General features: G+C 66.2%; 20 protein-coding genes. 9 read left to right on the top strand and 11 right to left on the bottom strand.

What is annotated here, in order from left to right; genetic code table 11:
• The 6 genes from sdhC to GTK09_RS23685 form a co-directional block, all read right to left on the bottom strand.
• Complete coding sequence (gene sdhC, locus GTK09_RS23710; RefSeq protein WP_163465888.1) at nt 1–393, bottom strand: succinate dehydrogenase, cytochrome b556 subunit; 393 nt, start codon at nt 391–393, stop codon at nt 1–3.
• A 253-nt stretch (nt 394–646) separates the two neighbouring features.
• Nucleotides 647–1,141, bottom strand: coding sequence for a GNAT family N-acetyltransferase (locus tag GTK09_RS23705; protein WP_163465887.1), 495 nt, complete (start codon nt 1,139–1,141; stop codon nt 647–649).
• Between the two features lie 109 nt (nt 1,142–1,250).
• Nucleotides 1,251–4,844, bottom strand: coding sequence for an efflux RND transporter permease subunit (locus GTK09_RS23700; RefSeq protein WP_163465886.1), 3,594 nt, complete (start codon nt 4,842–4,844; stop codon nt 1,251–1,253).
• Nucleotides 4,844–6,100: an efflux RND transporter periplasmic adaptor subunit gene (locus GTK09_RS23695; protein ID WP_246218097.1), complete on the bottom strand. Its 1,257-nt coding sequence runs from the start codon at nt 6,098–6,100 to the stop codon at nt 4,844–4,846. The genes GTK09_RS23700 and GTK09_RS23695 overlap by 1 nt, the downstream gene beginning before the upstream one ends.
• Nucleotide 6,101: 1 nt before the next feature.
• Complete coding sequence (locus tag GTK09_RS23690; RefSeq protein ID WP_163465885.1) at nt 6,102–6,773, bottom strand: TetR/AcrR family transcriptional regulator; 672 nt, start codon at nt 6,771–6,773, stop codon at nt 6,102–6,104.
• A 252-nt stretch (nt 6,774–7,025) separates the two neighbouring features.
• Nucleotides 7,026–7,955: a ring-cleaving dioxygenase gene (locus GTK09_RS23685; RefSeq protein WP_163465884.1), complete on the bottom strand. Its 930-nt coding sequence runs from the start codon at nt 7,953–7,955 to the stop codon at nt 7,026–7,028.
• Nucleotides 7,956–8,148: 193 nt separating this feature from the next.
• On the opposite strand from GTK09_RS23685, the gene GTK09_RS23680 reads away from it, so the two are divergent.
• The gene (locus GTK09_RS23680) at nt 8,149–8,781 is read left to right on the top strand and encodes a hypothetical protein (RefSeq protein ID WP_163465883.1); all 633 of its coding nucleotides are present in this window, start codon (nt 8,149–8,151) and stop codon (nt 8,779–8,781) included.
• Nucleotides 8,782–8,841: 60 nt separating this feature from the next.
• Here GTK09_RS23680 and GTK09_RS23675 read toward each other — a convergent pair whose 3' ends face one another.
• The gene (locus tag GTK09_RS23675) at nt 8,842–11,370 is read right to left on the bottom strand and encodes a heavy metal translocating P-type ATPase (RefSeq protein ID WP_163465882.1); all 2,529 of its coding nucleotides are present in this window, start codon (nt 11,368–11,370) and stop codon (nt 8,842–8,844) included.
• Nucleotides 11,371–11,548: 178 nt separating this feature from the next.
• A complete protein-coding gene (locus GTK09_RS23670; RefSeq protein WP_163465881.1) occupies nt 11,549–12,715 on the bottom strand; it encodes a cation diffusion facilitator family transporter in 1,167 nt (388 codons plus the stop codon).
• A gap of 158 nt (nt 12,716–12,873) precedes the next feature.
• Between GTK09_RS23670 and GTK09_RS23665 the strand changes: the two genes are divergently transcribed.
• Nucleotides 12,874–13,680 carry a PhzF family protein gene (locus GTK09_RS23665; RefSeq protein ID WP_163465880.1) on the top strand — a complete coding sequence of 269 codons (807 nt, stop codon included), beginning with the start codon at nt 12,874–12,876 and terminating at the stop codon, nt 13,678–13,680.
• A gap of 94 nt (nt 13,681–13,774) precedes the next feature.
• Here GTK09_RS23665 and GTK09_RS23660 read toward each other — a convergent pair whose 3' ends face one another.
• From GTK09_RS23660 to GTK09_RS23650, 3 genes are all read right to left on the bottom strand, one after another.
• Nucleotides 13,775–14,329: a hypothetical protein gene (locus GTK09_RS23660; RefSeq protein WP_163465879.1), complete on the bottom strand. Its 555-nt coding sequence runs from the start codon at nt 14,327–14,329 to the stop codon at nt 13,775–13,777.
• Nucleotides 14,330–14,467: 138 nt separating this feature from the next.
• A complete protein-coding gene (locus tag GTK09_RS23655) occupies nt 14,468–14,920 on the bottom strand; it encodes a DNA polymerase III subunit chi (RefSeq protein WP_163465878.1) in 453 nt (150 codons plus the stop codon).
• Nucleotides 14,921–15,059: 139 nt separating this feature from the next.
• Nucleotides 15,060–16,571 (bottom strand): leucyl aminopeptidase, encoded by a 1,512-nt coding sequence (locus tag GTK09_RS23650; protein WP_163465877.1) that lies wholly within the window; start codon nt 16,569–16,571, stop codon nt 15,060–15,062.
• Between the two features lie 542 nt (nt 16,572–17,113).
• Between GTK09_RS23650 and GTK09_RS23645 the strand changes: the two genes are divergently transcribed.
• The 7 genes from GTK09_RS23645 (at nt 17,114) to GTK09_RS23615 (ending at nt 25,341) form a co-directional block, all read left to right on the top strand.
• Entirely contained in the window at nt 17,114–18,307 is a 1,194-nt protein-coding gene (locus tag GTK09_RS23645; RefSeq protein ID WP_163465876.1) for an LptF/LptG family permease, read from the top strand.
• Nucleotides 18,304–19,383, top strand: coding sequence for an LPS export ABC transporter permease LptG (lptG, locus tag GTK09_RS23640; protein ID WP_163465875.1), 1,080 nt, complete (start codon nt 18,304–18,306; stop codon nt 19,381–19,383). The genes GTK09_RS23645 and lptG overlap by 4 nt, the downstream gene beginning before the upstream one ends.
• Nucleotides 19,384–19,386: 3 nt before the next feature.
• Entirely contained in the window at nt 19,387–21,831 is a 2,445-nt protein-coding gene (locus GTK09_RS23635) for an LPS-assembly protein LptD (RefSeq protein WP_163465874.1), read from the top strand.
• 337 nt (nt 21,832–22,168) lie between these two features.
• Entirely contained in the window at nt 22,169–23,116 is a 948-nt protein-coding gene (locus GTK09_RS23630; RefSeq protein ID WP_163465873.1) for a peptidylprolyl isomerase, read from the top strand.
• Complete coding sequence (pdxA, locus tag GTK09_RS23625; RefSeq protein WP_163465872.1) at nt 23,113–24,159, top strand: 4-hydroxythreonine-4-phosphate dehydrogenase PdxA; 1,047 nt, start codon at nt 23,113–23,115, stop codon at nt 24,157–24,159. The genes GTK09_RS23630 and pdxA overlap by 4 nt, the downstream gene beginning before the upstream one ends.
• Nucleotides 24,159–24,986 (top strand): 16S rRNA (adenine(1518)-N(6)/adenine(1519)-N(6))-dimethyltransferase RsmA, encoded by an 828-nt coding sequence (gene rsmA / locus GTK09_RS23620; protein WP_163465871.1) that lies wholly within the window; start codon nt 24,159–24,161, stop codon nt 24,984–24,986. Before pdxA ends, rsmA begins: the two co-directional genes overlap by 1 nt.
• A 97-nt stretch (nt 24,987–25,083) precedes the next feature.
• The gene (locus GTK09_RS23615; RefSeq protein ID WP_163465870.1) at nt 25,084–25,341 is read left to right on the top strand and encodes a ribbon-helix-helix domain-containing protein; all 258 of its coding nucleotides are present in this window, start codon (nt 25,084–25,086) and stop codon (nt 25,339–25,341) included.
• Nucleotides 25,342–25,549: the final 208 nt, after the last annotated feature.

The following is a 25,549-nucleotide window of genomic DNA, read 5'->3' as shown; positions in this document are numbered from 1 at the left end:
TCAGCCGAAGATCAGGATGCCGAGCCACAGGACGACGGTGATCGACACCGAGCCGATGGCCGTCGCGATGGCAAGCTTCGTCGAGGTCTCCTTGGAGATGGCATGTCCCATGTCCCAGGCAAAGTGGCGGAGGCCGCCGAGCATGTGGTGGACGAGCGCCCAGGTGTAACCGAACAGGACCAGCTGGCCGATGAACGAGCCGAAGACGGCCGAGGCCGTGGCAAAGGCGTCGGGCCCGCTCGCCGCGGCGACCAGCCACCAGACCAGGAGCAGCGTGCCGACATAGAGCGCGATGCCGGTGATGCGATGGATGATCGACATCGCCATGGTGGGGCTGAAGCGATAGATGCTCAGATGCGGCGAGAGCGGCCGCGCGGATTTGACGTCGGACATCGGTGCCTTCCTGTCCATGCTTTCGGCCGGACGAAACCGTCCTCGGAATTGAGCGGAGACGGCGAGCGGCCAATGGAAGCCTTCTAAAAGGACGATCGCCCGTTTGAAAGCAAGCCTTTCGCCGCAGGTGCGAAAAGAACCGGCAAGCTTAATCGATTAAGGGTCCCCGGTCGATCGGAGGCGTCTCCCGCGAAAGCCCGATCGGGCGGGCCGTGGACGATCCGCTCACCCATTCGAAGGCAGATCCAGCGAATCACCTGACGTTCGGCTCGCGGTCGATGAAGCGGATGACGTAGCTCGCCCAATCGGCCGGCTCGGCGACCTTTTCGTAGAGGCGGCGCCCGGTGCCCGGATTGCGCGGCGCGTGCAGGACGAGCTTCGACCATCCCCTGCCGTCGGCCTCTTCGGCGAGGACGTCGACCATCGCCTTGGCGATGCCTTTGCGACGGTGGCGGTGGTCGACGAAGATGTGGTCGGCAAGGCCGGACCGCATGCCTGTCCACACGTCCGGGATGTCGTAGAAGATGATGAAGCCGACCAGGGCGCCGTCGAGCCGCGCGCCGAGCATCTCGGCGGTGCGATCCTGCAGCAGCTCCTCGGCGTAATAGGCGTCGGGAGAGCCGGGCGGGCCGCGGAACAGCGCCTGGTTGTAGGCGGCGATCAGGGGCGCGAGATCGCGCGCATCGGTGAGCGTCAGCCCCCTGATTTCAATGTCCGGCGCTGGCGCGCTGTCGCCGATCGGTTCCATGGGCGAGCTTGTCCACGCGATCGCAGCGCCGGTCAAGAGGCGATCAAGCGCCTTTTACGCGGCGCATGAAGCATTTCAGGCGGGCCCTTCGCCCGCCCGTCGGCCCGGCTCATTCGGCCGCATGCGGATAGCGGGTCGCCTCGTCGTCCTCGTCCCGCGGCTTGCTCGTTCCGATCTGATAGATCGCCGGCGGTCCGTAGACGAAGACCGAGCCGGGACCGGCGATCGGCACCGGTCCGCTCGGATGCGGCCAGGCCGTGACGGTGGCGCCGCCATGGGCCGGAACGAGGGCGGTTCCGGCTTCCTCCTCCGCCGCGTTCGGCGAGAGCAGCCAGCGGAACAGCCGGCCGGTGACGTGGCTGAGATCGTCCATCAGCGTGTAGATCGACGGGATCAGCACCAGCGACAAGACGGTCGAGACCAACAGCCCGCCGATCACCGCGATCGCCATCGGCGCGCGGAACTCGCCGCCCTCGCCCGTCGCCATCGCCGCCGGCAGCATGCCCGCCGCCATGGCCAGCGTCGTCATGATGATCGGCCGGGCGCGCTTGGCGCCGGCGTCGATGATCGCGTCGGTCTGGCTCATGCCGTGCTTTTCCCGCTCGACCGCGAAGTCGACCAGCATGATGGTGTTCTTCGTCACGATGCCCATCAGCATCAGAATTCCGATGACCACCGGCATCGACACCGCCGTGTGGGTCAGGAGCAAGGCACCGATGACGCCGGCCACCGACAAGGGCAGGGCGGCCAGGATGGTGATCGGCACGAAGAACGAGCCGAACAGGAGGATCAGCACGACCAGCACCATCATGATGCCGGCGACCATCGCCGAGGCGAAACCGGCGAAGACCTCCGCCTGGATCTCGGCGTCGCCGACCTCCTGCAGCCGCACGCCGGCCGGCATGTCCTTGACCGCCGGCAGTTCGGCGATGCGCGCCGATCCCTGGCCGATCTCGTAGCCCGGCGCCATCGAGGTTCCGACCTTGACCAGCCGGTCGCGGTCGTAGCGGTCGATGGTCGAGGGGCCGCGGCCGAAACCGATCTGGGCGACGGTCTCGAGTGGCACGGCCGCCCCCGAAGCCGTGGTGACCTTGAGATTGCGTATGGTGGCGAGATCGGCCCGGGCCGACTCTTCCAGCTCCACCCGGATCGGGATCTGCCGCGTGCCGAGATTGAACTTGGCGAGATTCGCGCCGACGTCGCCGATCGTCGCCACCCGCACCGTCTGGGAGATCTGGTCGGCGGTGACGCCGAGATCGGCGGCGACGTCGAAGCGCGGGGTGATGCGGATCTCCGGCCGGGCGAAGGAGGCCATGGCCGAGGGGCTGGCGAACATCGGGTCCTTGCGCATCTCCGATTCGAGCTGCGCCGCGACCTGCGAGACCTTTTCGCCGTCGTCGCCAAGAATGCCGACGGACAAGTCCCGCTCGCCGCGGTCGTTGACGTAGAAGGCTCGAACGTCGGGGATCTCGGCGAGCTTTTCGGCGATGATCGGCTCGAGCTCGCCCTGGCTGCGGGTGCGCTCGTGCTTTCGCGACAGGTTGACGGTCAGCGCGGCGCGGCGCACTTCGAGGGTACCGGTCGGGCTAGACCCGCCGATGACGAGGACACTTCGGACTTCCGGCAGCTCGCGGATCGACTCCACCGCCTCGTCGGTGACGGCGCGGGTGGTTTCGAGGGTCGAGCCGGGCGGCAGTTCCAGCGAGACGACGATGCGCGAGGCGTCCTCCTTCGGGATGAAGCCCGTCGGCAGGTACTGGATCGCGCTGATCGAACCGACGAACAGGGCAATGCCGACGCCGAGCGTCACCCAACGCATGCCGAAGGGAAAGCGCAGGAGCCGCCGCTTGCCGTCGGCGCCCTTGCGCCAGAACGGCGTCGGGATCCAGAAGACGTGCAGCGTGCCGCGCAGGAACGCCGTATAGACGCGCGTGAACGGCCCCACCTTGCCCTCGGGAGCATGCGGCATGCCGAGATAGGCGAGCGCCACGGCCAAGCCGAACAGGCCGGCGGCGAAAAGCGCCGCGTTATGCTGCGCGGTGGCGAAATCCATCGGCGGGAGGTCGGCAGCGATCGGGGCGAGGAAGTTCTTCAGCGCCGATTCCGCGCCCAGCTGCGGCAGCACCGCGATCGTATAGAGCGCCGCCGCACCAATCGCCCAGAGCGGAATGAACCAGAGGAGCCGCTTGAGCAGCAACCGCCAGAAACCCGGCCCGTGATGGCGGTGCGGCTTGAAGAAATAGGCCGCGAGCATCGGCGTGATCAATCGCGCGACGAGCAGCGAGAAGAACACCGCGATCGCCACGGTCAGGCCGAACTGCTTGAAATACTGGCCGGCGATGCCGCCCATGAAGGAGACCGGGGCGAACACCGCCATGATCGTCGCGGTGATGGCAATGACCGCGAGGCCGATCTCGTCGGCCGCCTCCATCGACGCCTTGTAGGGCGGTTTGCCCATCGACATGTGGCGTTCGATGTTCTCGATCTCGACGATGGCGTCGTCGACGAGAATGCCGGTGACGAGCGTGATGGCGAGCAGGCTGACGAGGTTCAGCGAGAAGCCCATCAGGTCCATCACGCCGAAGGTCGGGATGGCGGCGAGCGGCAGGGTGATCGCCGCGACGAGGGTGGCGCGCCAGTCGCGCAGGAAGAACAGGACGACGATGACGGCGAGGATCGCGCCCTCGGCCAGCGTCTCCATGGCCGATTCGTAGTTGCCGTAGGTGTAGGTGACGCTGTCGTCGATCTTGGCGAAGGAGACGTCGGGATGTTCTGCGCCGAGCTCGCCGACTCGTTCCGCCACGGTGTCGGCGACGGTGGTGTCGCTGGCCCCCTTGGCACGGTAGATCGAGAAGGCGACGACGGGTTCGCCGTCGAGACGCGCAAAGGAGCGCGGCTCCTCCCAGCTGTCGACCACCTCGCCGAGATCGGCGAGCTTGGCCTCGCGGCCGCCGGGCAGCGCGATGCGGGTGGCGGCGAGGCCGGAGACCGTATCGGCCGAGGCGAGCGTGCGGATCGCCTGCTCCTGGCCGCCGAAATCGCCGCGGCCGCCCGACAGGTCGACGTTCGTCGAGCGCAGCTGCTCGTTGATCGTCGCCGCCGTGACGCCGAGCGCGGCCAGCCGGTCGGGATCGAGCCGCACCTGGATCTCGCGCTCGACGCCGCCCATGCGCTCGACCCGCCCGACGCCCTTCAGGCCCTGCAACTCGCGGACCACCGTGTCGTCGACGAACCAGGAGAGCTGCTCCGGCGTCATGCCGGGCGAGGACGCCGCATAGGTGACGATCGACTGGTTCTCGACCTCGATGCGCTGGACGATCGGCTCGTCGATGGAGCGCGGCAGGTCGGAACGGATCTTGGCGACGGCGTCCTTGACGTCGTTGACCGCCCGGTCCGTATCGATTTCGAGGCGGAATTCCGCCGCGCTCACCGACTGCCCGTCGGTGATCGTCGAGGTGATGTGCTTGACGCCGGAAATGCCGGCGATCGCGTCCTCGACCCGCTTCGTCACCTGGGTCTCGAGCTCCGACGGCGCGGCACCGGACTGGGTGACGACGACGGAGACCACCGGCACGTCGATATTGGGAAATCGCGTGATCGGCAGGGCGAAGAAGCTGTAGATCCCGAGCGCCATCAGGACGACGAAGAGGAGGATCGGCGGAACCGGGTGCCGGATCGCCCAGCTGGAAATGTTCCAGTTCATCACTCGCCCCCGCTCTCGGCCATCTTCACGGGCGTCACGCTGTCGCCGTCGCGCACGAAGGCGCCGGCCGTCGCGACGACGCTCTCGCCCGCCGCAACCCCCTGAAGGACCTCGACGGTATCGGCGGTGGTGAGGCCCAGCGTCGCGGCGCGCCGCTTCACGATGCCGTTCTCCACCACCTGGACGACGGCATCCTCGCCTTCGAAAACGACGGCCGTCCGCGGCACCAGAACGCCCTCGTGCCGCGCGACCTCGATGACGCCCCGGGCAAAGGCGCCGACACGCAGCCCCTCGGCGTCCTTCGGCAGGGCGATGTTGACCATGCCGAGCCGCGTCGCCTGGTCGACCCGCGGCGAGATCAGCCGGATCTCGCCGATGACCGGCTCCCGCCGCCCGGCGAGATGGACGTTCACCGGCTGGCCCTCGTCAAGCCGGGCGAGGACGGTTTCCGAAACCTGGGCTTCGAGTTCGATCAGCCCGTCGCGGGCGATCTCGAACAGGCTGCCCGAGCCCGCCGAGACGATCGCGCCGAGCCTGGCGCTGCGCGACAGGACCAGGCCCGACGTCGGCGCCTTGATCTCGGCCTTGGATTTCCTCAGCAGCCACTGGTCGCGTTGGGCGATCTGGGCGGACTTGTCGGCTCTCGCCAAAGCGAGCCCCTGCTGGGCGGCGCTGAGGCGGGCCCTGGCGCTGGAGGCGGCGGCGACCCGCTGGTCGAGGACGTCCTGGCCGATGATGCCCTTCTTGGCCAAGGGCCGGGAGCGATCGAGAGCGGCGTTCGCCTCCGTCACCGCGGATTCGGCCTCGGCGATCTGCGCCTCGGCCTGGGCGATCGCCGCGTCGGCGCGATCGATCTGGGCGGCGTTGAGCTCGATGTTGGAATCGATCATGTCGGTTTCCAGCCGGGCCAGAACCGCGCCCTTCTCGACTGCGTCGCCCTCGTCGGCCGAAAGCTCGACGATCCTCAGGCCGTCGACGTCGGCCCCGACGGACACCGTCTCGCGCGGCATCAAGGTGCCGGTGACGTCGACCGTCTCGACGATCTCGCCGCTCGTCGCGGCGATCACGGAAATGCTCGGCGGCTTCGGGGCGCTGATCGCGGCGACCGGCTCCTGCGCCGCGGCGGAGAACGGCAAGGCTGCGGCCACCAGCGCCGCGACCACGGCGCCGAGACGCCAGCGCCGCGGGTTCAAGGGGTTCTGCTCGATTGCAGCCATCGTCGTCATCTCTTCAAGGCGGCGGAAAATCTCGGCCATCTCAGACCTCTGGGCGCCGGGCCGAGGGAACCTGCGCGTCGCCCTTGGGGGCGAGCAGACCCTGCACGAACTTGCGCAGCTGGGGCTCGATCGTATCGATGCTGATCTTCGGATGAAGCTGCAGGTGCAGCACCAGGCCGTCCGCCAGCGCGAAGATCAGCGTCAGCGCGGCGTCGATGTCGGCGTCGGGATCGATCTCGCCGCGCTGGCGTGCGTCGAGGAGCAGCTTGCGGAAGCTGGCGTGGATATCCGCCTCGATTTCGCAGAAGCGCTGGCCGACCGCCGTGTTGCGAATGCTCTCCGACCAGATCTCGATGGTCAGGCCACCCGTCGCCCGGTCGCGGGTATGCTTGAGATATTCCACCCCGACCTGGACGATCCGCTCGACGAGGTCGCCCGGCTCGAACAGGAGCTGCGTACAGGCCGCCGCCATCACCCGCTCCTCCTCGGCAATGGCCTCGATGATCGAATCCTTGGAGGGAAAATAGCGGTAGAGCGCGCCGGGGCTCATCTGCGCCTCAGCGCAGATCTGATGCATCGAGGCCGAATGAAAGCCGGACCGGGCAAAGCACACCCGCGCCGCGTCGAGCACCTGCTGGCGCCGCTGTTCCTGCGCCGTTGCGGGCGGCGGCGGAACCGGAAAGGCGATCTCGAGGGCGGTGCTTTGCGACATTGGCGACTTTCCGAGTTTAAAGCTGTCGAACGAACCCGCATTCGCGGGGACCCTCAGTGGCCACACGATGCGAGCGAACGATCGTTCGCACATGTAGCCGGCTTGGCTTCGCATTGCGAGAGGGTTCCTGCGATGCGACGAAAACAATTTCGCGAGGCCGCGAAGCACCGGTTCATGCGCAGTTCGTGCGGCCTGCTGGGCTGCACGGCCGCGGGCCGTTTTCAAGCTGCGCGGTATATACTGCGAGATTGATCAAAGCTTCGTTAGCGTCGCCTCGATGCGCTTTCGCAGCGGCTCATACTGATCGGGCAGCATCAGGCCGGTTCCGAGGGCTTCGGGCGCCTCGTCCACCGCAAAGCCGGGCACGTCGGTGGCGATCTCGAACAGGACATGGCCGGGCTCGCGAAAATACACCGAGCGGAAGTATTTCCGGTCCTTCACTTCGGTGACCTCCCGCCCGTAGGCTTCGGTCAGCTTTTCCACCATCGCCGCCTGCTCGGCGTCGTCGCGTGCCCGAAAGGCGAGATGATGGACACTGCCGCGGCCAGGACGCGGCTTCAGGAAGCCGCCGACGGCGTGGAGATCGACGATGCCGCCGATCGCAGCGCCGGAGACGTAGCGATGGCGCGATCCTTCTTCGCCGATCTTGTCGAAACCAAAGACGTCGAAGAGGATCGCCGCCGTCGGCGCTTCCTCCTCGATCAGGAGGCTGACGCCATGGATGCCGCGAATGGCGTGTTCCGCCGGGATCGCCTCTCCCGGGGCCTGGCCTTCCGCCGAGGCTCCCGCCGCCGTGCCGACGAAGGAAAGCCGCATGCCGTCGGGATCCTTGAAGGGAAGCACGCTCGCGCCGAAGCGCTTCTCGATGCCGGAATGGTCGACGCCCTTCTCGATCAGCCGGTGCGACCAGAAGCCGAGCGAGGCGGCGGGAACGGCGAGCATGATCTCCTCCACCTCGCCGACACCCACCCGGCCTTGCGCCGCATGTTCGAGGGGAAAGAAGGTGACGATCGTGCCGGGCGTACCGGCTTCGTCACCGAAATAGAGGTGATAGGCGGTCGGATCGTCGAAATTGACGGTCTTCTTGACCAGCCGCAGTCCGAGGACGCGGGTGTAGAAGTCGAGATTGCGCACCGCCGGCCCGGCGATCGCGGTCACGTGGTGGATGCCGGCACTCTTCATCTCGTTCCTCGTTCGCTCGTTCCGCGGAGCCTTGGTCCGCCGGCTAAAAATAGGATCGACCGGGCATCCCTCGCAATCTTGCACGAAAACCTCATTTTCGGCAGCGGCCCGCAGGCTGGAGCGGCCGGCAAGCAGGGCGTTGCCCGTAGCCGCAAGGGCAGAAGACTGCGAAGTTGGATCGGAAGATGAAGACATGCTGGAATGGATCACTAAAAACGCGGATCTGATCAACGTCTTCGCCAATCTCGGCATGCTGGGGATCTGGGCGTTCTACCTGCAGATGCTGTATTCGAGCTTCAGCCGCGACCGGCGGCCGCGGCTCCTGATCACCCGCGGCATGCGCTCAGATCTCGAGGCCCGCTGCCTCGTCACCAATATGAGCCGCGACACGATCTTCATCCGCAGCATCATCGTCGTGCTCGAAACCGGCGCCGGCGAATTGCGCTATCCGGTGACCGAGATCGAGGAGATCGAGAACACCGGCGACGCCGGGGACATCAAGCAGCAGACCCGTCAGGGCCCGATCGAATCCGGAGCGATGCGCGACCTGGGCAGCTTTTCGGCGATCGTCACCCATGTCCTCGACTACAAGGGACCAAACGACCCGCCTGGCCCGCACAATGGCTGGGATGGCCTGAAGGCGCTCACCGTCTACATCATCGGTGTCTACGGGCCCGACGAGATCAGCATTGGCGCCAAGCGCGCCTACGACCTCGCCGAGGAAGACGGCATCCTGAAGCTCAAACCGCGCACCATCGACGCCGTGCAGATCCGCTCGCGCAAGGAGCGTCGCGAGATCGACCAGATGCTGCGCGAAGACCTCTGATCCAGGTCGTACGTCATCAAAGGCTCGGGCGCCCCCTCTGAAGCAGGGGGCTACGGCCGGTCAAACTTCGACCGGCCGCTTCATCGCCTCGCCGGCCAGGCGGCCGGCCGGTGCACCGTTCGCCCCTGCCGCGCGCCCGGTCCCGGCGAAGCGCAGCCGCAACGCATTTGTGAGGACGAAGACGCTGGACAGCGCCATCGCACCTGCGGCCAGCATCGGAGACAGAAGGATACCATAGGCCGGATAGAGCACGCCCGCCGCCACCGGGATCAGCGCGACGTTGTAGCCAAACGCCCAGACGAGGTTCTCGCGGATGTTCGTCATCGTCCGCCGGCTGATCTCGAAGGCCGAAAGCACGCCGCGAAGATCGCCGGACATCAGCACGACCTCGGCGCTCTCGATCGCGACGTCCGTGCCGCTGCCGACGGCGATGCCGATGTCGGCCGCCGCCAGCGCCGGCGCGTCGTTGATGCCGTCGCCGACGAAGGCGACCATCCGGCCACCCTCCCGCAGCGATTCAATCGCCGCGACCTTGCCGTCCGGCATGACCTCGGCGACGACGTGATCGATGCCGAGACCGCTCGCCACCGCCTCGGCGCTCGCCCTGGCGTCGCCGGAGATCATCGCGACCTTCAGCCCCATGCCGTGCAGCGCGTCGACGACCGCCCGCGTCTCCTCGCGAACCGGGTCGGCCACCGCGACCACCGCCGCGGCGACGCCATCCACCGCGACGAAGACCGACGACTTGGCGGCCTTCGCCAACGCCTCGCCGGCGGCTTCGAGATCGCCGAGGGCGATCCCCTGGCGGGACAGGAGCCGTGCCGAGCCGACGAGGACCTCACGGCCCTCGACATTCGCCGCAACGCCGAGACCGGTCAGCGAGCGGAAGTTCGACGCCGTCGCAGGTTCGAGGCCGCGCGTCTTCGCCACTGCCACGATGGCCGTGGCGATCGGATGTTCGGAGGTCGCTTCGACCGCGGCGACCAACCGCAGCACCGCATCCTCTTCGAAATCCGGCGCGACGACGAGGTCGGTCAGCTTCGGCCGGCCTTCGGTCAGGGTACCGGTCTTGTCGAAGGCGACGACGCCGACCTCCTGCAGGGCCTGCAGCGCGTCGCCCTTGCGGAAGAGGACGCCAAGCTCGGCGGCCCGGCCGGTGCCGACCATGATCGAGGTGGGCGTTGCCAGCCCCATGGCGCAGGGACAGGCGATGATCAGCACCGCCACCGCGGCGACGAGCGCATCGGCCAGCGCCGGCGCCGGCGCAAAGGCGAGCCAGACGAAAAAAGTGAGCGCGGCCACCGCCATCACCGCCGGGACGAAGACCATCGTCACCTTGTCGACCAGCGCCTGGATCGGCAGCTTGGCGCCCTGCGCCGCCTGGACCATGCGGATGATCTGCGACAGGGTGGTCTCGGCGCCGACCTTCTCGGCCGTGAAGGCGAAGCTGCCGGCTCCGTTCACCGTGCCGCCGACCACCTTATCGCCGCGATGTTTCTCGACCGGCAGCGGCTCGCCCGTCAGCATCGATTCGTCGACATAGCTCGTCCCCTCGGTAACGACGCCGTCGACGGCGATCCGCTCGCCGGGGCGCACCCGGATGACGTCTCCGACGGCCAGCCGGTCGAGCGGCGTGTCGATCTCGGCGCCGTCCTTCATCACCCGGGCAGTCTTTGCCCGCAGCCCGGCGAGCTTGCGGATCGCCACACCCGTCCGCCCCTTGGCCCGCGCCTCCATCAGTCGGCCGACCAGGATGAGAAGGACGATCACGGCGGCGGCTTCGAAATAGACGTGGCGGGCGGCTTCCGGCAGCAGCGAAGGCCAGAAGGTCGCAACGGTCGAATAGGCGAAGGCCGCCACTGTCCCGAGGGCGACGAGGGAATTCATGTCCGGCGCGGCGCGCAGCAGCGCCGGCACGCCCTTTTCGTAGAAGCGCCGGCCCGGGCCGATCAGCACCGCCGCCGTCAGGGCGAACTGGACGTAGAGCAGCGTGTCGTGGCCAAAGGTGCCGGCCAGCCAGGCCTCGGCCGACGGAAACACGTGACCGCCCATGGCGAGGAGAAACACCGGCGCGGCGAGAACGGCAGCGGCGACGACGTCGCGCTTCAACGCCCTCTCTTCCGTCGCCATGCGTTCGTCACGGCTCGCAGTGGCTTCGTCGCCATCGTTCCGCGGGGTCGCCGGATAGCCGGCGACCTTCGCCGCCTCGGTGATCGCCGAAACATCCACCGCGCCTTCCAGAACGCGCACCGAAGCGGTTCCGGACGCCAGATTGACCGCCGCCCCGACGACGCCGGGCACGGCCTTCATCGCCCGTTCGACCCGCCCGACGCAGGAGGCGCAGCTCATGCCTTCGACGTCGAAGGTCAGCTCGGCGAGATGGGCGGGATAGCCGGCCGTGTCCAACGCCGCGACGACCGCAGCGGTATCGGCGTCCTCGGCGAGACCGACGGTCGCCGTCCCGGCGGCGAGATTGACGTCGGCAGCCGTGACGCCGTCCGCCCCCCTCAGGGCCTTCTCGACCCGATTGACGCAGGACGCGCAGGACATGCCGTCGATGGCGAGCGTGAGGGATCGTGCGGTGTTCATCTGTCTCGTCCTTCGATCATTCGGCCGGGCGCTGACCGATGCTCGCCGATGCGGCGCGTTCGGTTCATTCGCCCGCACGGCATAGATCGGCATTCCAGTAGCTGGAAGGTCAAGGGCGGCGCCGGCGGAAACTCTGCCGGTCGATCCCGGAATGTGCCCGCCGAGGCGAACCGGAGGCTCAGGCGGCCGCGGCAGTCTTTCGCGCGCCCGCTCGGCCCGGATCGCCTGGGCCGTCCACGGCGGAGGGCGAGCCCCGCTCCTTGCCGCCGTCGAGCGGGCAGGATGCCGGCGCCTGACCGAAGTCGATCTCGATCGTCGAATGATCGATGCCGAATTTTGCCTGCAGCACCTCCTTCACCGACGACACGACCTGTCGCGGCTCGGCGCCCTCTGCCAACCGGACGTTCATCGTCGCCAGCGGCTGGCCGGAGGTGATCGACCAGACATGGACGTGGTCGACCGCCGCGAGGCCGTCGACTTCCTGCAGAAGCGTCTCGGTCAGTTCGTCCGTGGCGATGCCGCCGGGCACACCCTCCATCAGGATGTTGAGAGTGTTCTTCAAAAGCGTCCAGGCGCTCTTCAGGATGATCGCCGAGAGCAGGACGGAGAGGATCGGATCGATCGGCGTCCAGCCGGTGAAATAGATGGCGATCGCCGCGACGATGGCCGCGACCGAGCCGAGAAGGTCGCCGAGGACGTGCAGCATCGCGCCGCGAATGTTGACGTGCTCCCGGTCGCCCTGGCGCAGCATGAAGAAGACGCCGACATTGACGAGAAGCCCGATTAGCGCGATGGCCAGCATCGGCCCGGCATGCACCGTCTGCGGCGTGACCAGCCGCATCACCGCCTCATAGGCGATCCAGACGATCAGAAGGATCAGCGCCACGGCGTTGACGAAGCCGGCGAGGATCTCGAAGCGCATGTAGCCGAAGGTGCGGCGGTCATCGGAATTGCGGCGGCCGAAGCGGAAGCCGGCCCAGGCGAGCGCCAGGGCGGCCGAATCCGTCAGCATGTGGCCGGCATCGGCGACGAGGGCGAGCGAGCCGGAAAGAAGGCCGCCCACCCCTTCGACGATCATGAAGCCGAAGGTCAGGACGAAGCCGAACAGCACCGCCCGTTCGTTGGCGTTGGACACTTCCGGCGCATGGTGGTGGTGGCCGCCATGGTCGTGCCCGTGCCCGTGATCGTGGCCACCGCCATGGTCGTGGATGTGGTCATGCCCCTGATGCTGACCACCCTCATGGGGATACCGATGCCCTGCCCCATGATCGTGACCATGACCGTGATGCTCAGCCCCGGCCTCGCCTTCGCGTGTCTTCGCCGCGTCCCGATGTTCGACCGCCATTTCCTTCTCCTTGCGCACGAACATAGGCGGGCTGAGCGCGGATGGCACCCGCCGCGGACGCCCCCGACGTTTTTGCGCCCGTGACACGAATTGCATGGCATCGGCCGGCGGGACGGGTCTAATCCGGCTCGATGATGGAACGATCCGAGGAAGCGACGATGACGACCCTGCCGATCTATCAGGTCGACGCCTTCACCGACCGGCTGTTTTCCGGAAACCCGGCCGCCGTGGTGCCGCTTGAAAGCTGGCTCCCGGACGAAACGATGCTGCAGATCGCGGCCGAGAACAACCTCTCGGAGACCGCGTTCTTCGTGCCCGCGGGCGAAGCGCGCTGGGAGCTGCGCTGGTTCACCCCGGCGATCGAGGTGCCGCTCTGCGGCCATGCGACGCTCGCCACCGCCTTCGTCCTTTCCAACGTTCTCGGCGAGGCGGCCGGGACGCTGACCTTCTCGACCCGCATGGTCGGCGACCTCACTGTTTCGCGGAGTGACGACGGCTGGCTGGTCATGCGCTTTCCCCGACGGGCCCGCAACGGCACGGCCGCAATCGAACCGGTGGCGGCGGCGCTCGGCCGGCGGCCGGACGAGGTGGTCGAGTTTGCGACGCCCGGCGACACGTCCTGGCTCGCCGTTTTTGCCGACGAGGCCGACGTGATGGGCCTCTCGCCCGACTTCCGGGCGATCGCCGCCCTTGCGCCGCTCAACGTCATCGCCACGGCGCCCGGCCTCGCCGTCGACTTCGTCTCGCGCATGTTCGCGCCGAAGGCCGGCATCGACGAGGATCCGGTTACAGGCTCGGCCCATTGCTCGCTGGTGCCCTACTGGGCCGAGCGGCTGGGGAAATCCGACTTCGTCGCCCGGCAGGTCTCGGCCCGGGGCGGCGATCTCAGATGCACGCTCGATGGCGAGACGGTGGTCGTCTCCGGCCAGGCGGTGCTGTATCTGAAGGGCGAAATTGTATTTTAGACGATTTTGACTTTATGTTACATTCGCATCGAACGTGAAAAATACGCTTTAGATTTGATGACCTCGCAATAATCGAAAGAAAATCATGGAAAAACTATTTAGATAATGGGAATCCTTTAACATCAACCCACTGACTCTGCTCTTTGTCACATTTTACGATAATTTTCATAATCTCTATTTCTTTTTCTATCCGATACTCATGATCAAATTGCTTTTCATTGACCCCATTTCCGAGTGAAAAGTTTCTACTGTCCTTCTCGTAGTAGATATCTTGAAAAAATACTCCGTTGTCGCGAAATATCGCGTTAGGCAGGAATTTCCCTTCTGTTTTATAAAACACGTTGCAGTTGCTCAGTTTCTCTCCTTGGTTTCGTATAGCGGCTTCTATTCTTACGTATCGTTGATCCGCACTCCATGGCCAAAACGCATGCCGCACATGAGCGTAATCGACTTCAGCACGCTGAATTAAGAGAGGCAAATTATCGCTGCTTTTGCTTGCTACTGGAGGGAGCCTGATATCATTATTCACAATCACATTCGCGGAGGGGGAAACAATTGTTTCTAGCAAAAACCCAATTACAGCTGTGATAACTGTCATAATAATGGCGGAAATCAATTTCCGGGAAGTAAAAAATTTTATAGAAGACATCGAATATTTCTCTATTCGTTGAATTTTAAGGATTATTATGTTCGGGAACCCTTTCATGGTTCAGGGCTGGAAAAATTGCCTTCACGGCAAACAACGAAAATTATATCAACAATTTTTAACCAAATTCAATCAGAAGATTTAGGCCTTCTTGACCCAGCGGCCTTCCTCGGTCTGCTGCCAGTAGGTGACGGCGTGGCCGGCGGCCTTCTCGATCTTCCAGCGCCCTCGCGCCGTGTCCAGCTGTTCGCCGTCATGGCCGTCGAAGAGATAGACGGCCCGGACGTATCCCGTCAGCGTGTCGGGCACGGCGCCGTCGACCAGAAATCGCACATCCGGCTCGTTGGCCCGCTGGGCGGCATCGACCGTTAGAAGGATCGGCTGCAGCGCGCCGGAGCTTTCGGCGTCGGTGCCGTGGGGCAGGAAGCTGTCCTCGCGATAGGTCCACAGATGGTTGTCGAGGGCGTCGCGCCGCTCGGCGCTGGAACACTGCACGACGACCCGCCAGCCGCGCGCCAGCGACTTCTCCAGAAGGTCCGGCAGCGCCTGTTCCAGCCGGCTTTCGGTCAGATGGTAGAACAGGACTTCCGTCATGAGCGGCGGTTCATTGGCGGCGGTTCCATGAGACGCGTCGGCGGCCCGGCCTTTCGACGCCGCGCCACCGCGATACCCTCGAGACTTTCGCCGATCCGGACCTGAAAGGGAAGGCGGAGGCCGCCTCCCCCGGGATCGATCACTTCGACTGGTAGTGATCGGCGACCAGCCGGTCGAGCAGCCGGACGCCGAAGCCCGAGGCCCAGGACTGGTTGTATTCGTTCGAGGGCGAGCCCATCGCCGTGCCGGCGATGTCGAGATGGGCCCAGGGCACGTCGTTGACGAAGCGCTTGAGAAACTGCGCGGCGGTGATCGAGCCGCCGGCCCGGCCGCCGCCGATGTTCTTGATGTCGGCGAACTTGCCTTCGATCATCTTGTCGTATTCGCGGCCGAGCGGCAGCCGCCAGACCTTCTCGCCGCTCGCCTTGCCGGCGGCCGAAAGCCGCTCGGCAAGTTCGTCGTCGTTGGAGAACAGCCCGGCGTGATGATTGCCGAGGGCGACGATGATCGCGCCGGTCAGGGTCGCCAGATTGACCATGAACTTCGGCTTGAACCGGTCCTGGCAGTACCAGAGCGCGTCGGCGAGGACGAGCCGCCCCTCGGCGTCGGTGTTGAGCACCTCGATCGTCGTGCCGGACATCGCCGTGACGATGTCGCCCGGCCGCTGGGCGTTGCCGTCGACGGCGTTCTCCACCAGCCCCACGATGCCGATGGCGTTGACCTTGGCCTTGCGGCCGGCGAGCGCCCGCATCAGGCCGACGACGGCGGCCGAGCCGCCCATGTCGCCCTTCATCTCGTCCATCGAGCCGGCCGGCTTGATCGAGATGCCGCCGGTGTCGAAGACGACGCCCTTGCCGACGAAGGCCACCGGCTGTTCGTCTTTGCCGGCGCCGTTCCAGCGCATGATGACGAGGCGCGGCGGCCGCGGCGAGCCTTGCGAGACGCCGAGCAGCGCGTTCATCTTGAGCGCCTTCATCTCGCTCTCGCCGAGCACCTCGACGTCGATCCCGTGCTTGGCCAGCTCCTGGATGCGCTCGGCATATTCGACCGGGCCGAGGATGTTGGCCGGCTCGTTGACGAGGTCGCGGGCGAGCATCGTGCCGCTCGCCACCGCCTCTTCCTGCTCGAAGGCGGCACGCGCGGCGTCCGGGTCTGCGACGGCGAGGGTCAGCGTCGACGGCGCGTCGTTCTTCTCCTCGTCTCCCTCGTCGCCGGACTTGGTCTTCTTGGTCTTGTAGAGGTCGAAGTCATAGGCGCGCAGCAACGCCCCGGCGCCGATCCGCGCGACGTCGGCGGTCGAAAGCGCGCCGCCGGCCGGCAGTTCGCACCTGATCGTGACCGTCGCTGCGCCCTTGGTCTTGGCGAGGATCGTCCCGCCGAGCTTGAGGAAATCCTCCTCGCTCGCCGGATCCTTCGAATGGGTGCCGACGACGAGGAGACGATCGGCCTCGACACCGGCCGGCGCGATGAGATCGAGGGTGGCAAGGCCCTTGCCCTTGAACTTGGCGATACCGGCGGCCTTGGCGACCGCCTCTCGCAGCGCCGCCGGCAGCCCCTCCGGGATCGACCCGCCCTCGCCGGCAAGGACGACCAGGACGTCGCCCGCCGGTGCGTCGAGAGCTGCAAATTCGATCTTTGGAAGCGTTGCCATGATGTCTCCTGGTCTTTCGAGAGGCTGCTTTAGCCCGGTCCGTTCGGCCGTCCGGTCCGGCGGTGCGTCCAATCTGGACGTCGTTCCACGCCGACGACGCACGGGCGCTGCCGTCCTCGGCGCCCGACGATCGATTCGCTGGCCGAACCGGGCCAGATTTGAGCCCCCAGCAGGGAAATGCAAGGGCGGCGACCAGCGACAAGACGCGTTAACCATGTCCCTTGCCGCTTCCTTAGCCAAGCTGCGCGACTGTGATCAGGCGCCGCCGGCTGAACCGGCTGGCCCGGCCAAACGAGAGCCTTCGACGAGCTTGCCCGACGCATGGACGCCGCCACCACTCCTCCGGACCGCGAGCCGAAAGCCGCTGCAGGTGTTGCAGCCGACTTCTCGACAAGCCGGTTCGGGACGTCTATTGCGGCGGCGACATCGGACGGAGCATGCGCAGCACGCGCAGGCGGAAGATGCGGGCGGCCGACGACGCGAATGCCTCGCCACTTCAGATTTTCAAGGAGCCGCCTCGTGACGGCTGGGCGCCGACCCCTATGACGATCCTCGAACGCTACGTGTTCCGGCGCGCCGTGACGAACTCGCTGGGCGCCCTTGGCGCGCTGGTGTTGATCGTCTGGATCGTCCAGGCGCTGTCGCGCGTCGACATCGTCAAGTCGACGGCGTCGGCGGCGGGCAACATCTTCTGGATCGCCCTGATGCTCCTGCCGGACCTTGCGGCCGGCATCGTCCCCTTCGCCGTCCTGATCGGCGCGATCTACACGCTCAACGGCCTCAACGCCGATTCGGAGCGGGCGGTGATGGCGGCGTCCGGCGCTGCTCCGAAGGTCGCCGCCAAGCCGGTGATCGTTCTCGGCGTCCTCGGCGGGATCGTCATCCTTCTGGTCTCGAACGTCGTCGGACCGATGTCCTCGAAGGCGTTTCGCGACGGAATTCGCGCCATCAACGCCGATACGATCACCCTGTTCCTGCAGCCGGGACGTTTCGAAAGGGTCCAGGACGGGCTGGAGCTGTCGATCGGCGCGGCGAGAGGCTCGAACATCACCAGCCTGTTCATCGCCGACACCCGGGATCCGAAGACCGAGCTGATCTATTTCGCCAGGGAGGCGCGGATCGCCGAGGAGGACGGGCAGTCGCTGCTTTTGCTCAGCGACGGGCAGCTGCATCGCCGCGACGTCAAGGACGATTCCGTCGCCGTCGTCCAGTTCCAGTCCTACGCATTCGATCTCGCCGACCTGAAGCCGGCCAATCAGAGCGACTGGATCAGCACCTCCGAGCGCTCGACCGCCGAGCTGATCTCGCCCAATCCGGCCGACAAGCAGTATCGCGAGGATCCGGGATCCTTGTGGAGGGAGCTGACCGACCGGATGACCTCTTGGCTCTATGCCATCGCCTTCGCGCTCTGGGCCGTCGTCGTGGCGGGTCAGCCGCGAACCAATCGGGAGGCGAATTCCGCCGCGATGACGCTCGGGCTGACGGGCGGGCTCGGGCTGAAAGCGCTCGGTTTCCTGGTCATCGCCCAGGTCGACGGGCACTCCGGCTGGGCCTTCGCCGCCTATGCCCTGCCGCTTTCGGCCATCGCTCTCGATGCCTGGCTGATCTGGTCCGACGCGAACATCACCGAGTGGAGGGTCTACCGGCGCTTTGTCGAGGCCGCGGAGGCCACCGCGCATGCGATCACCCGCTTCTTCGAAGGTCCCAAGCCCGGAACCGCCGAGGCCGGCCGATGAAGAACCTGACGCTCAACCGCTATTTTCTGCGGCTCTATCTGATCTCCTTCTTCTCGACGCTCACCGCCGTCTTCGCGCTCATCTATCTCGTCGACATGGTCGAACTCTCGCGGCGCGGACGCACCGACGACCTCGGCTTCCTCGGCGCCGCGAGCTTCTCGGCTCTGCGCGTGCCGGGCTTCATGGAACAGGCGTTTCCCTTCATCATCCTGTTCGCCTCGATCTTCACGCTGCTCAATCTCAACCGACGGCTGGAACTCGTCGTCGCCCGCAGCGCCGGTGTGTCGATCTGGCAGATCCTGATGCCCTTCATGGCCGGATCGCTGCTTCTCGGGCTCGCCGCCACCTTCGTCTACAATCCGCTCGCGGCCTGGACCAAGGCACAGGCCGAATCGATCGAGACGTCGCTGTTCGGTGGGTCCTCCTCGCGGAGCGGCGAGGAAGTCTGGCTGCGACAGAATGCCGAGGGCGTCCGCTCGATCCTCGGCGGAGCGACCGTCGCCGCCGGCGGCACCGAACTGGGTAAGGTCAGCGCATTCCTGTTCGGAGACGACGGTTCGATCGTCCAGCGCATCGATGCCGACCGCGCGGTGCTCCAGAACGGCCAATGGGTGTTGTCGCAGCCGCGCGTCACCCGGATCGGCTACCCGCCGTCCTATCCCCGGCAATTCGTCCTGCCGACCACCCTGAAGCCGGAATACATCGAGCAAAGGGGCACCGATCCGGAGGCAACCTCGGTGTTCGCGCTGCCGAGGGAAATCGAGGTGGCCGGGAGCCTCGGGCTCAATGCGATGGCCTTCGACATGCAGTATCAGACGCTTCTGGCCCGGCCCGCGCTGTTCCTCGCCATGACATTGGTGGCTGCGACAGTTGGGACACGGTTCTCCAGAACTCAACAGGCCGGCCGGGCGATTGCGCTCGGAGTGCTGGCGGGCTTCACACTCTACGTGGTAACGTTCCTCGCGAAGGCGCTGGGGAGCAACGACATCGTTCCGCCGGTGATGGCCGCGTGGTTTCCAGTATTGGCCGCAGGATCGTTGGGGGTAACGATCCTGCTCCATCAGGAGGATGGATAGGCGATGACAATGAGGGGGACGTTCGCCGCCGAGCCGGGCGCGATCCGGCTTCGGCCGTGGACAATTCTTCTTTCTGCGGCGTGCGTGTTGGTGTTCGGCGGCCCGGTGACCGTGCGGGCGCAGCCGGCGATTCCGTCGGCCGCGTCGTTGCCAGGCGACGACGCAAAGCTGTTCCTGGCGGCCGACACGGTCGACTACGACACCAGAAACGACGTCGTCACCGCCACCGGCGGTGTCCAGATCGACTATGGCGAGTACAAGCTCGTCGCCCGGCGGCTGATCTACAACCAGAAGACCCGCCGGCTGATCGCCGTCGGCGACGTCGAGCTGAAGCAGCCCGACGGCAACCTGATCTATGCCGACCAGATCGACGTCACCGACGATTTCCGTGACGGCTTCATCGAGGCGCTCCGGCTGGAAACGCCGGAAAACACCCGCTTCGCCGCCGCCCAGGCGGTGCGCGGAGACGGCGCCACCACGTTCGAGCGCGGCGTCTACACCGCCTGCGAGGCGTGCCGCGAACATCCCGAGCGCCCACCGCTCTGGCAGATCAAGGCGCGCCGGATCATCTGGGACGAGAAGGAAAAGCTGATCCGCTACTACGGCGCCCGGTTCGAGCTGTTCGGCGCGCCGATCGCCTATCTGCCCTACTTCCAGTCGGCCGATCCGACGGTGAAGCGCCAGAGCGGCTTCCTCGCGCCGGAGTTCCGGACCTCCAGCGATCTCGGCTATGGGGTACGGGTCCCCTATTTCATGGTGCTGAACGACAGTGCCGACGTCACCGTCGCGGGAACCTACTACACCAAGCAGGGCTTCCTCGCCGAAGCAGAGTACCGCCAGGCCTTCGACAACGGCATGTTCACGCTGAAGACCGCCGGCATCATCCAGCAGGACCGGACCGGCTTCGACGACGATACGCCTGACTTCGACAACAAGACGCGCGGGATGGTCGGCTCCACCGGCAAGTTCGCCCTGTCCGATCGCTGGACCTTCGGCTGGGACGTTCTCGTGCAGAGCGACGAGAACTTCGCCAACACCTACGACATCACCGGCTATTCGGACGGCAAGCGCGTCTCGGAAGTCTATCTGACCGGCCTCGGCGAGCGCAGCTACTTCGATCTCAGGGCCCAGAAGTTCCAGTACCAGTCGGACGAGGCCGCACTGGCGCATCAGCAGCCCTACGTCCTGCCCTCCCTCGACTATGAGCGGATCGAGCCGGAATCGGTTTTCGGCGGCGAGCTCAAGCTGACCGCCAATCTGGCGTCGATCCATCGCAACGAGGATAGCGTCACAAGGCTCTGCAACACCTACCTGACGGGCGGCATCGAGCCGGAAGACGACTGCGCCAAGCCGTTCGATGGCCCCCAGTTCAGGCCGGGCGCGCTTCGCTACGAGGGCCTCGAGGGCAGCTACACCCGCGCGACCACCGCGCTGGAGTGGAAGAACAGCTACATCCTCCCCGTCGGCCTCGTCCTGACCCCGCTGGCCTCGGTGCGAGGCGATCTCTACACCGCCGACATGTCGAGCAACGGCTCCTCCCTGCCGATCTATGCCAACGGGAATCGCGACACCAACAATCCCTTCGGCGCGATCGACATCGACGACGACGGCTCGCGGGGCATGGCGACGGCGGCCCTCGAGGCGCGCTATCCCTATCTGATCGAAACCGCCTATGGCAGCCACGTCATCGAGCCGATCGGCCAGATCATCGTGCGGCCGAACGAGACGCAGATCGGCTATCTGCCGAACGAGGACGCGCAGACCCTCGTCTTCAACACGGCCAACCTCTTCTCCCTCGACAAGTTCTCCGGCTACGACCGGCTCGAAGGCGGAACGAGAGCCAATCTCGGCCTGCGCTACGCCGGCAGTTTCGACGGCGGCTATTCGATCGACGCGGTGATCGGCCAGTCCTATCACCTGGGCGGCGTCAACTCCTACGCCGAGCGGGACCTGAGCCTCGTCGGCTACGATTCCGGCCTCGAGACCGATCGCTCCGACTATGTCGGCTCCTTGTCCTTCGGCATGCCGTCCGGCGTCACCTTCGGCACCCAGGGCCGCTTTGACGAAAAGGACTTCGCCCTGCGCCGAGCCGATCTCTACGGCGCCTATACCGGACCGGTCGCGTCGGGCTACGTCGCCTATTCCTTCATCGACGCACAGCCAACCTACGGGTCGATCGACGACCAGAACCAGATCACCGCCGGCGCCTCGCTGAAATTCGACCAGAACTGGACCGCCTACGGCACGATCGGCTACGATCTCGAGAACAGCTCGGTGATCCGCCAGGGCGTCGCTCTCGGCTGGGCCGACGAGTGCTTCTCGGTGCTCCTCGCCTTCGAGGACGAAAACTCGAGCTATTCCGACGACAACGGCTCGACCACGGTGATGTTCAAGGTCGGCCTGAGGACGCTGACGAACTTCAACGAGCCGTACGACATCGGGCTCTGACAGGGCGCGCTCCGCCGCACCGGCGATCGGAGCAGCGCCCGGCGTTGTCGGGGGAGAACCACCGCCGGGATTCGCCCTTGCGCTCGGTGCCTCGCGCCGGGTCGCAACCCCCGCGCGTCTCCGTCACCATGGTTTCGCCAAAGCTTTGGTGTTCACCGGGGGAACGACATGCGCCACCGACCGGCCGCTTGAGACGAATTCACTTCTCACGGCGCTCCAACTCGCTTACACGAAGGCGAATTGAAGCCGGTCGAGCGGCCAAGTCGGTCGGCGCCGCCGACGAACCGAGCAACCCGGCGGCAGCAACGGCCGCCCTGGATGAGGAGTCAGAGCCTCTATGACATTCGTGAGATTGCTGGCAGGCCTCGCCGCGGCCGGTGCGTTTTTCACCGTCGCCCCGGCCGATGTTTCATTCGCCCCGAAGGCGGCGCAGGCGGCCTCGGAAGTCGCCGTCGTCGTCAACGGACAGCCGGTCACCACCTATCAGATCCGGCAGCGGGCGGCCTTCCTGAAGCTTCGCCGCGAGGGCGGCAATCTGACCCAGAAGGCCACCGACGAGCTGATCGACGAAACGCTGAAGCTGCAGGAAGCGCGGCGGCGCGGCGTCAACATTCCCGACCCGGCCGTCGATCAGGCCTTCGAGAACTTCGCCAAGCAGAACAAGCTCACCACGGCGCAACTGACGGAAGTGCTGTCGCGGGCGGGATTTTCCGCAGAGGGCTTCAAATCCTACATCCGCGCTCAGATGAGCTGGGGCCAGGCCGTGCAGGCGAGCCTGCGCCGCAACGAGACGGTGAGCGAGCAGGAAGCGGTGCAGCGCATGCTGGCGCAGGGCGGCAAGAAGCCGACCACCACCGAATACACGCTGCAGCAGGTCATCTTCGTCATCCCGCCGAGCGAGCGTAGCGCCAAGCTTTCGCTGCGCAAGCGCGAGGCCGAAGGCATGCGCGGGCGGCTGAGAGGCTGCGAGGGAACCTACGACATTGCCAAGCAGCTGCGGGACGTGACCGTGCGCGACCTCGGACGGGTCGCCGCACCGGAACTTCCATCGCTCTGGAAAGACGCGGTCGAGGCGGCTTCGCGTGGCAAGACCACGCCGGTCAAGGAGACCGATCGCGGCGTCGAGTTCATCATGGTGTGCAACACCCGTGAAATCTCCGACGACAAGTCGGCGGCGATGGTCTTCCGCTCGCGCGACCTCGCTGAGCTCGGCAAGAGCGAGTCGGGCCCCGACAAGGAGCTTCTCGACAAGCTCAAGAAGAGCGCGAAGATCGTCCGCAAATGATCGTGGGCGGCGGCGGCGGCGGGCCCGCGCCCTTGGCCGTGACGCTGGGCGAACCGTCCGGCGTCGGAGCGGACATCGTCCTGATGCTGAAGGCAGCGAAGGCGGAAAGACTTCCGCCGCTGTTCGTCCTTGCCGATCCGGCCATGCTGGCCGCCCGGGCCGACCGGCTCGGCCTCACCGACCGGATCAGGTTCGAGGTGATCGCGGCGCCGGAAGACGCCGCCGGGGTCGACGCAGACGCGCTGGCGCTGCTTCCCCTTCAGAGCCGCCAGACGGAGACGCCCGGCACGCCGCAGCCCGCCAACGGCGCCGGCACGATCGAGGCGATCGACCGGGGCGTCGGCTTCTGCCTCGACGGGCGGGCTTCGGCGATCGTCACCGGGCCGATCGACAAGAAGGCGCTCTACGACGTCGGCTTCCGCCATCCCGGCCACACCGAGTATCTCGCCGAGCTCTGCTCGCGGGCCGGCGCGCCGGTCATGCCGGTCATGCTGCTGACCGGGCCGCAGCTGTCCTGCGTTCCCGTCACCATCCACATTCCGCTCGCCGACGTGCCGGCCCAGCTGACGACGGAATTGATCGTCGCCACCTGCCGCATCACGGCTGCGGACTATCGCAATCGCCTCGGGATCGCGCGCCCGCGCCTCGCTGTTTCCGGCCTCAACCCGCATGCGGGCGAAAAGGGCGCGATCGGCCGTGAGGACGAGGCGGTCATCCGCCCGGCGGTCGACATCCTCAAGGCCGAGGGCATCGATGCGGTCGGCCCGCTTCCTGCCGACACGATGTTCCACCCGCCGGCCCGGGCGCGCTACGACGTCGCCATCTGCATGTATCACGATCAGGCGCTGATCCCGGCCAAGACGCTGGCCTTCGACGAGACCGTCAACGTCACGCTCGGTCTGCCGATCATCCGCACTTCGCCCGATCACGGCACCGCCGCCGACATCGCCGGCACCGGCAGGGCCCGCCCCGACAGCTTTCGCGCCGCCATCGCGCTCGCCTGGAAGATGGCCGCGAGCGAGGCCGCGGCGAAGCACCGCTGATGACCGCCGCCGAAGGGCTGCCGCCGCTGCGGGCGGTGATCGAGGCGCATGGCCTCGCGCCGAAGAAGAGCCTCGGACAGAACTTCCTCCTCGATCTCAACCTCACCGGCCGCATCGCCCGGCAGGCCCTGCCGCTCGACCGGGCGACCGTCGTCGAGGTCGGCCCCGGCCCCGGCGGCCTGACACGAGCGCTGCTCGCCGAGGGCGCGAAGAAGGTTGTCGCGATCGAGAAGGATCCGCGCTGCATCGCCGCCCTGGAGGAAATCGCCGCACATCATCCGGGACGGCTGGAGATCGTTTCCGCCGACGCCCTGACCATTGATCTTGCGGCGCTCTCCGGCGGGCAGCCGGTCAAGATCGTCGCCAATCTTCCCTACAATGTCGGCACCCAGCTCCTGTTGAACTGGCTCACCTCCACTGCCTGGCCGCCGGTCTGGGAAAGCCTGACGCTGATGTTCCAGAAGGAAGTCGCCGAGCGCATCGTCGCCGCACCCGGCACGGACCATTACGGCCGGCTCTCGGTGCTGGCTGGGTGGCGGAGCCGGGCGAAGATCCTCTTCGACGTCTCCCCTTCCGCCTTCACGCCGCCGCCGAAGGTCACCTCGTCGATCGTCCAGCTCGTGCCGCGCGAGTCGCCGGAGCCCGCCGCCCTCGACAAGCTTGAAAAAGTCACCGCCGCCGCCTTCGGCCAGCGCCGCAAGATGCTGCGCCAGAGCCTGAAGAGCCTCGGCGGCGAGGCGCTGCTCACCAGCGTCGGCATCGACCCGCAGCGAAGGGCCGAAACGCTGAGCGTCAGCGAGTTCGTGCGGCTGGCGAATGCGGTGTGAGGCAACCGGAAGTGGGGGACTTGATCGAAAGGGCTCCTCGGTCGATCTTCCTTAACGGCGCTGATGTCGGCCTTCATGCTGACGAGGAGATGCACTCATGGCGACGATGACCCTCTCGCTTCCCGAGCCAGTGCAGGAATGGGTCGAAGCCAAGGCCGAGTCGGCCGGCTTCGATGACGTGGAAAGCTATCTTCTCGATCTCATCCGCCGCGATCAGGAGCAAGTGGCGACGACGGCGGAACTGCAGCGGATCGTCGACGATGCGTTGAAGAGCGGGATCAGCGACAAGTCACCCAACGAGCTGCTGATGGAAGCGCGCCGCCGGGCCGGGCAGCCTCCCTCTCATGACCTATGACCTCACGACCGAGGCCGAGAGCGATTTCTACGACATCTACGCCGAGGGAGCTCTGCGGTTCGGGCAAGGCCAAGCGGAAACAGTCGTCCGTGAAGAAAGCTCGTCAAGCGGCGTCGGCGGTTTGACGGGTGCCGAATAGGCTGATGATCGCGATCTGGATGAAGGCGACAAAAAGCTCCAGCCAAGCGAGGATGCGGCGGAAGTTGTA

Origin of the sequence: Jiella pacifica (assembly GCF_010500815.1) — a bacterium.
Lineage (GTDB): Bacteria > Pseudomonadota > Alphaproteobacteria > Rhizobiales > Rhizobiaceae > Jiella > Jiella pacifica.
The sequence above is the reverse complement of the archived record's forward strand: the minus strand, read 5'-3'. Positions and strand labels throughout refer to the sequence as shown.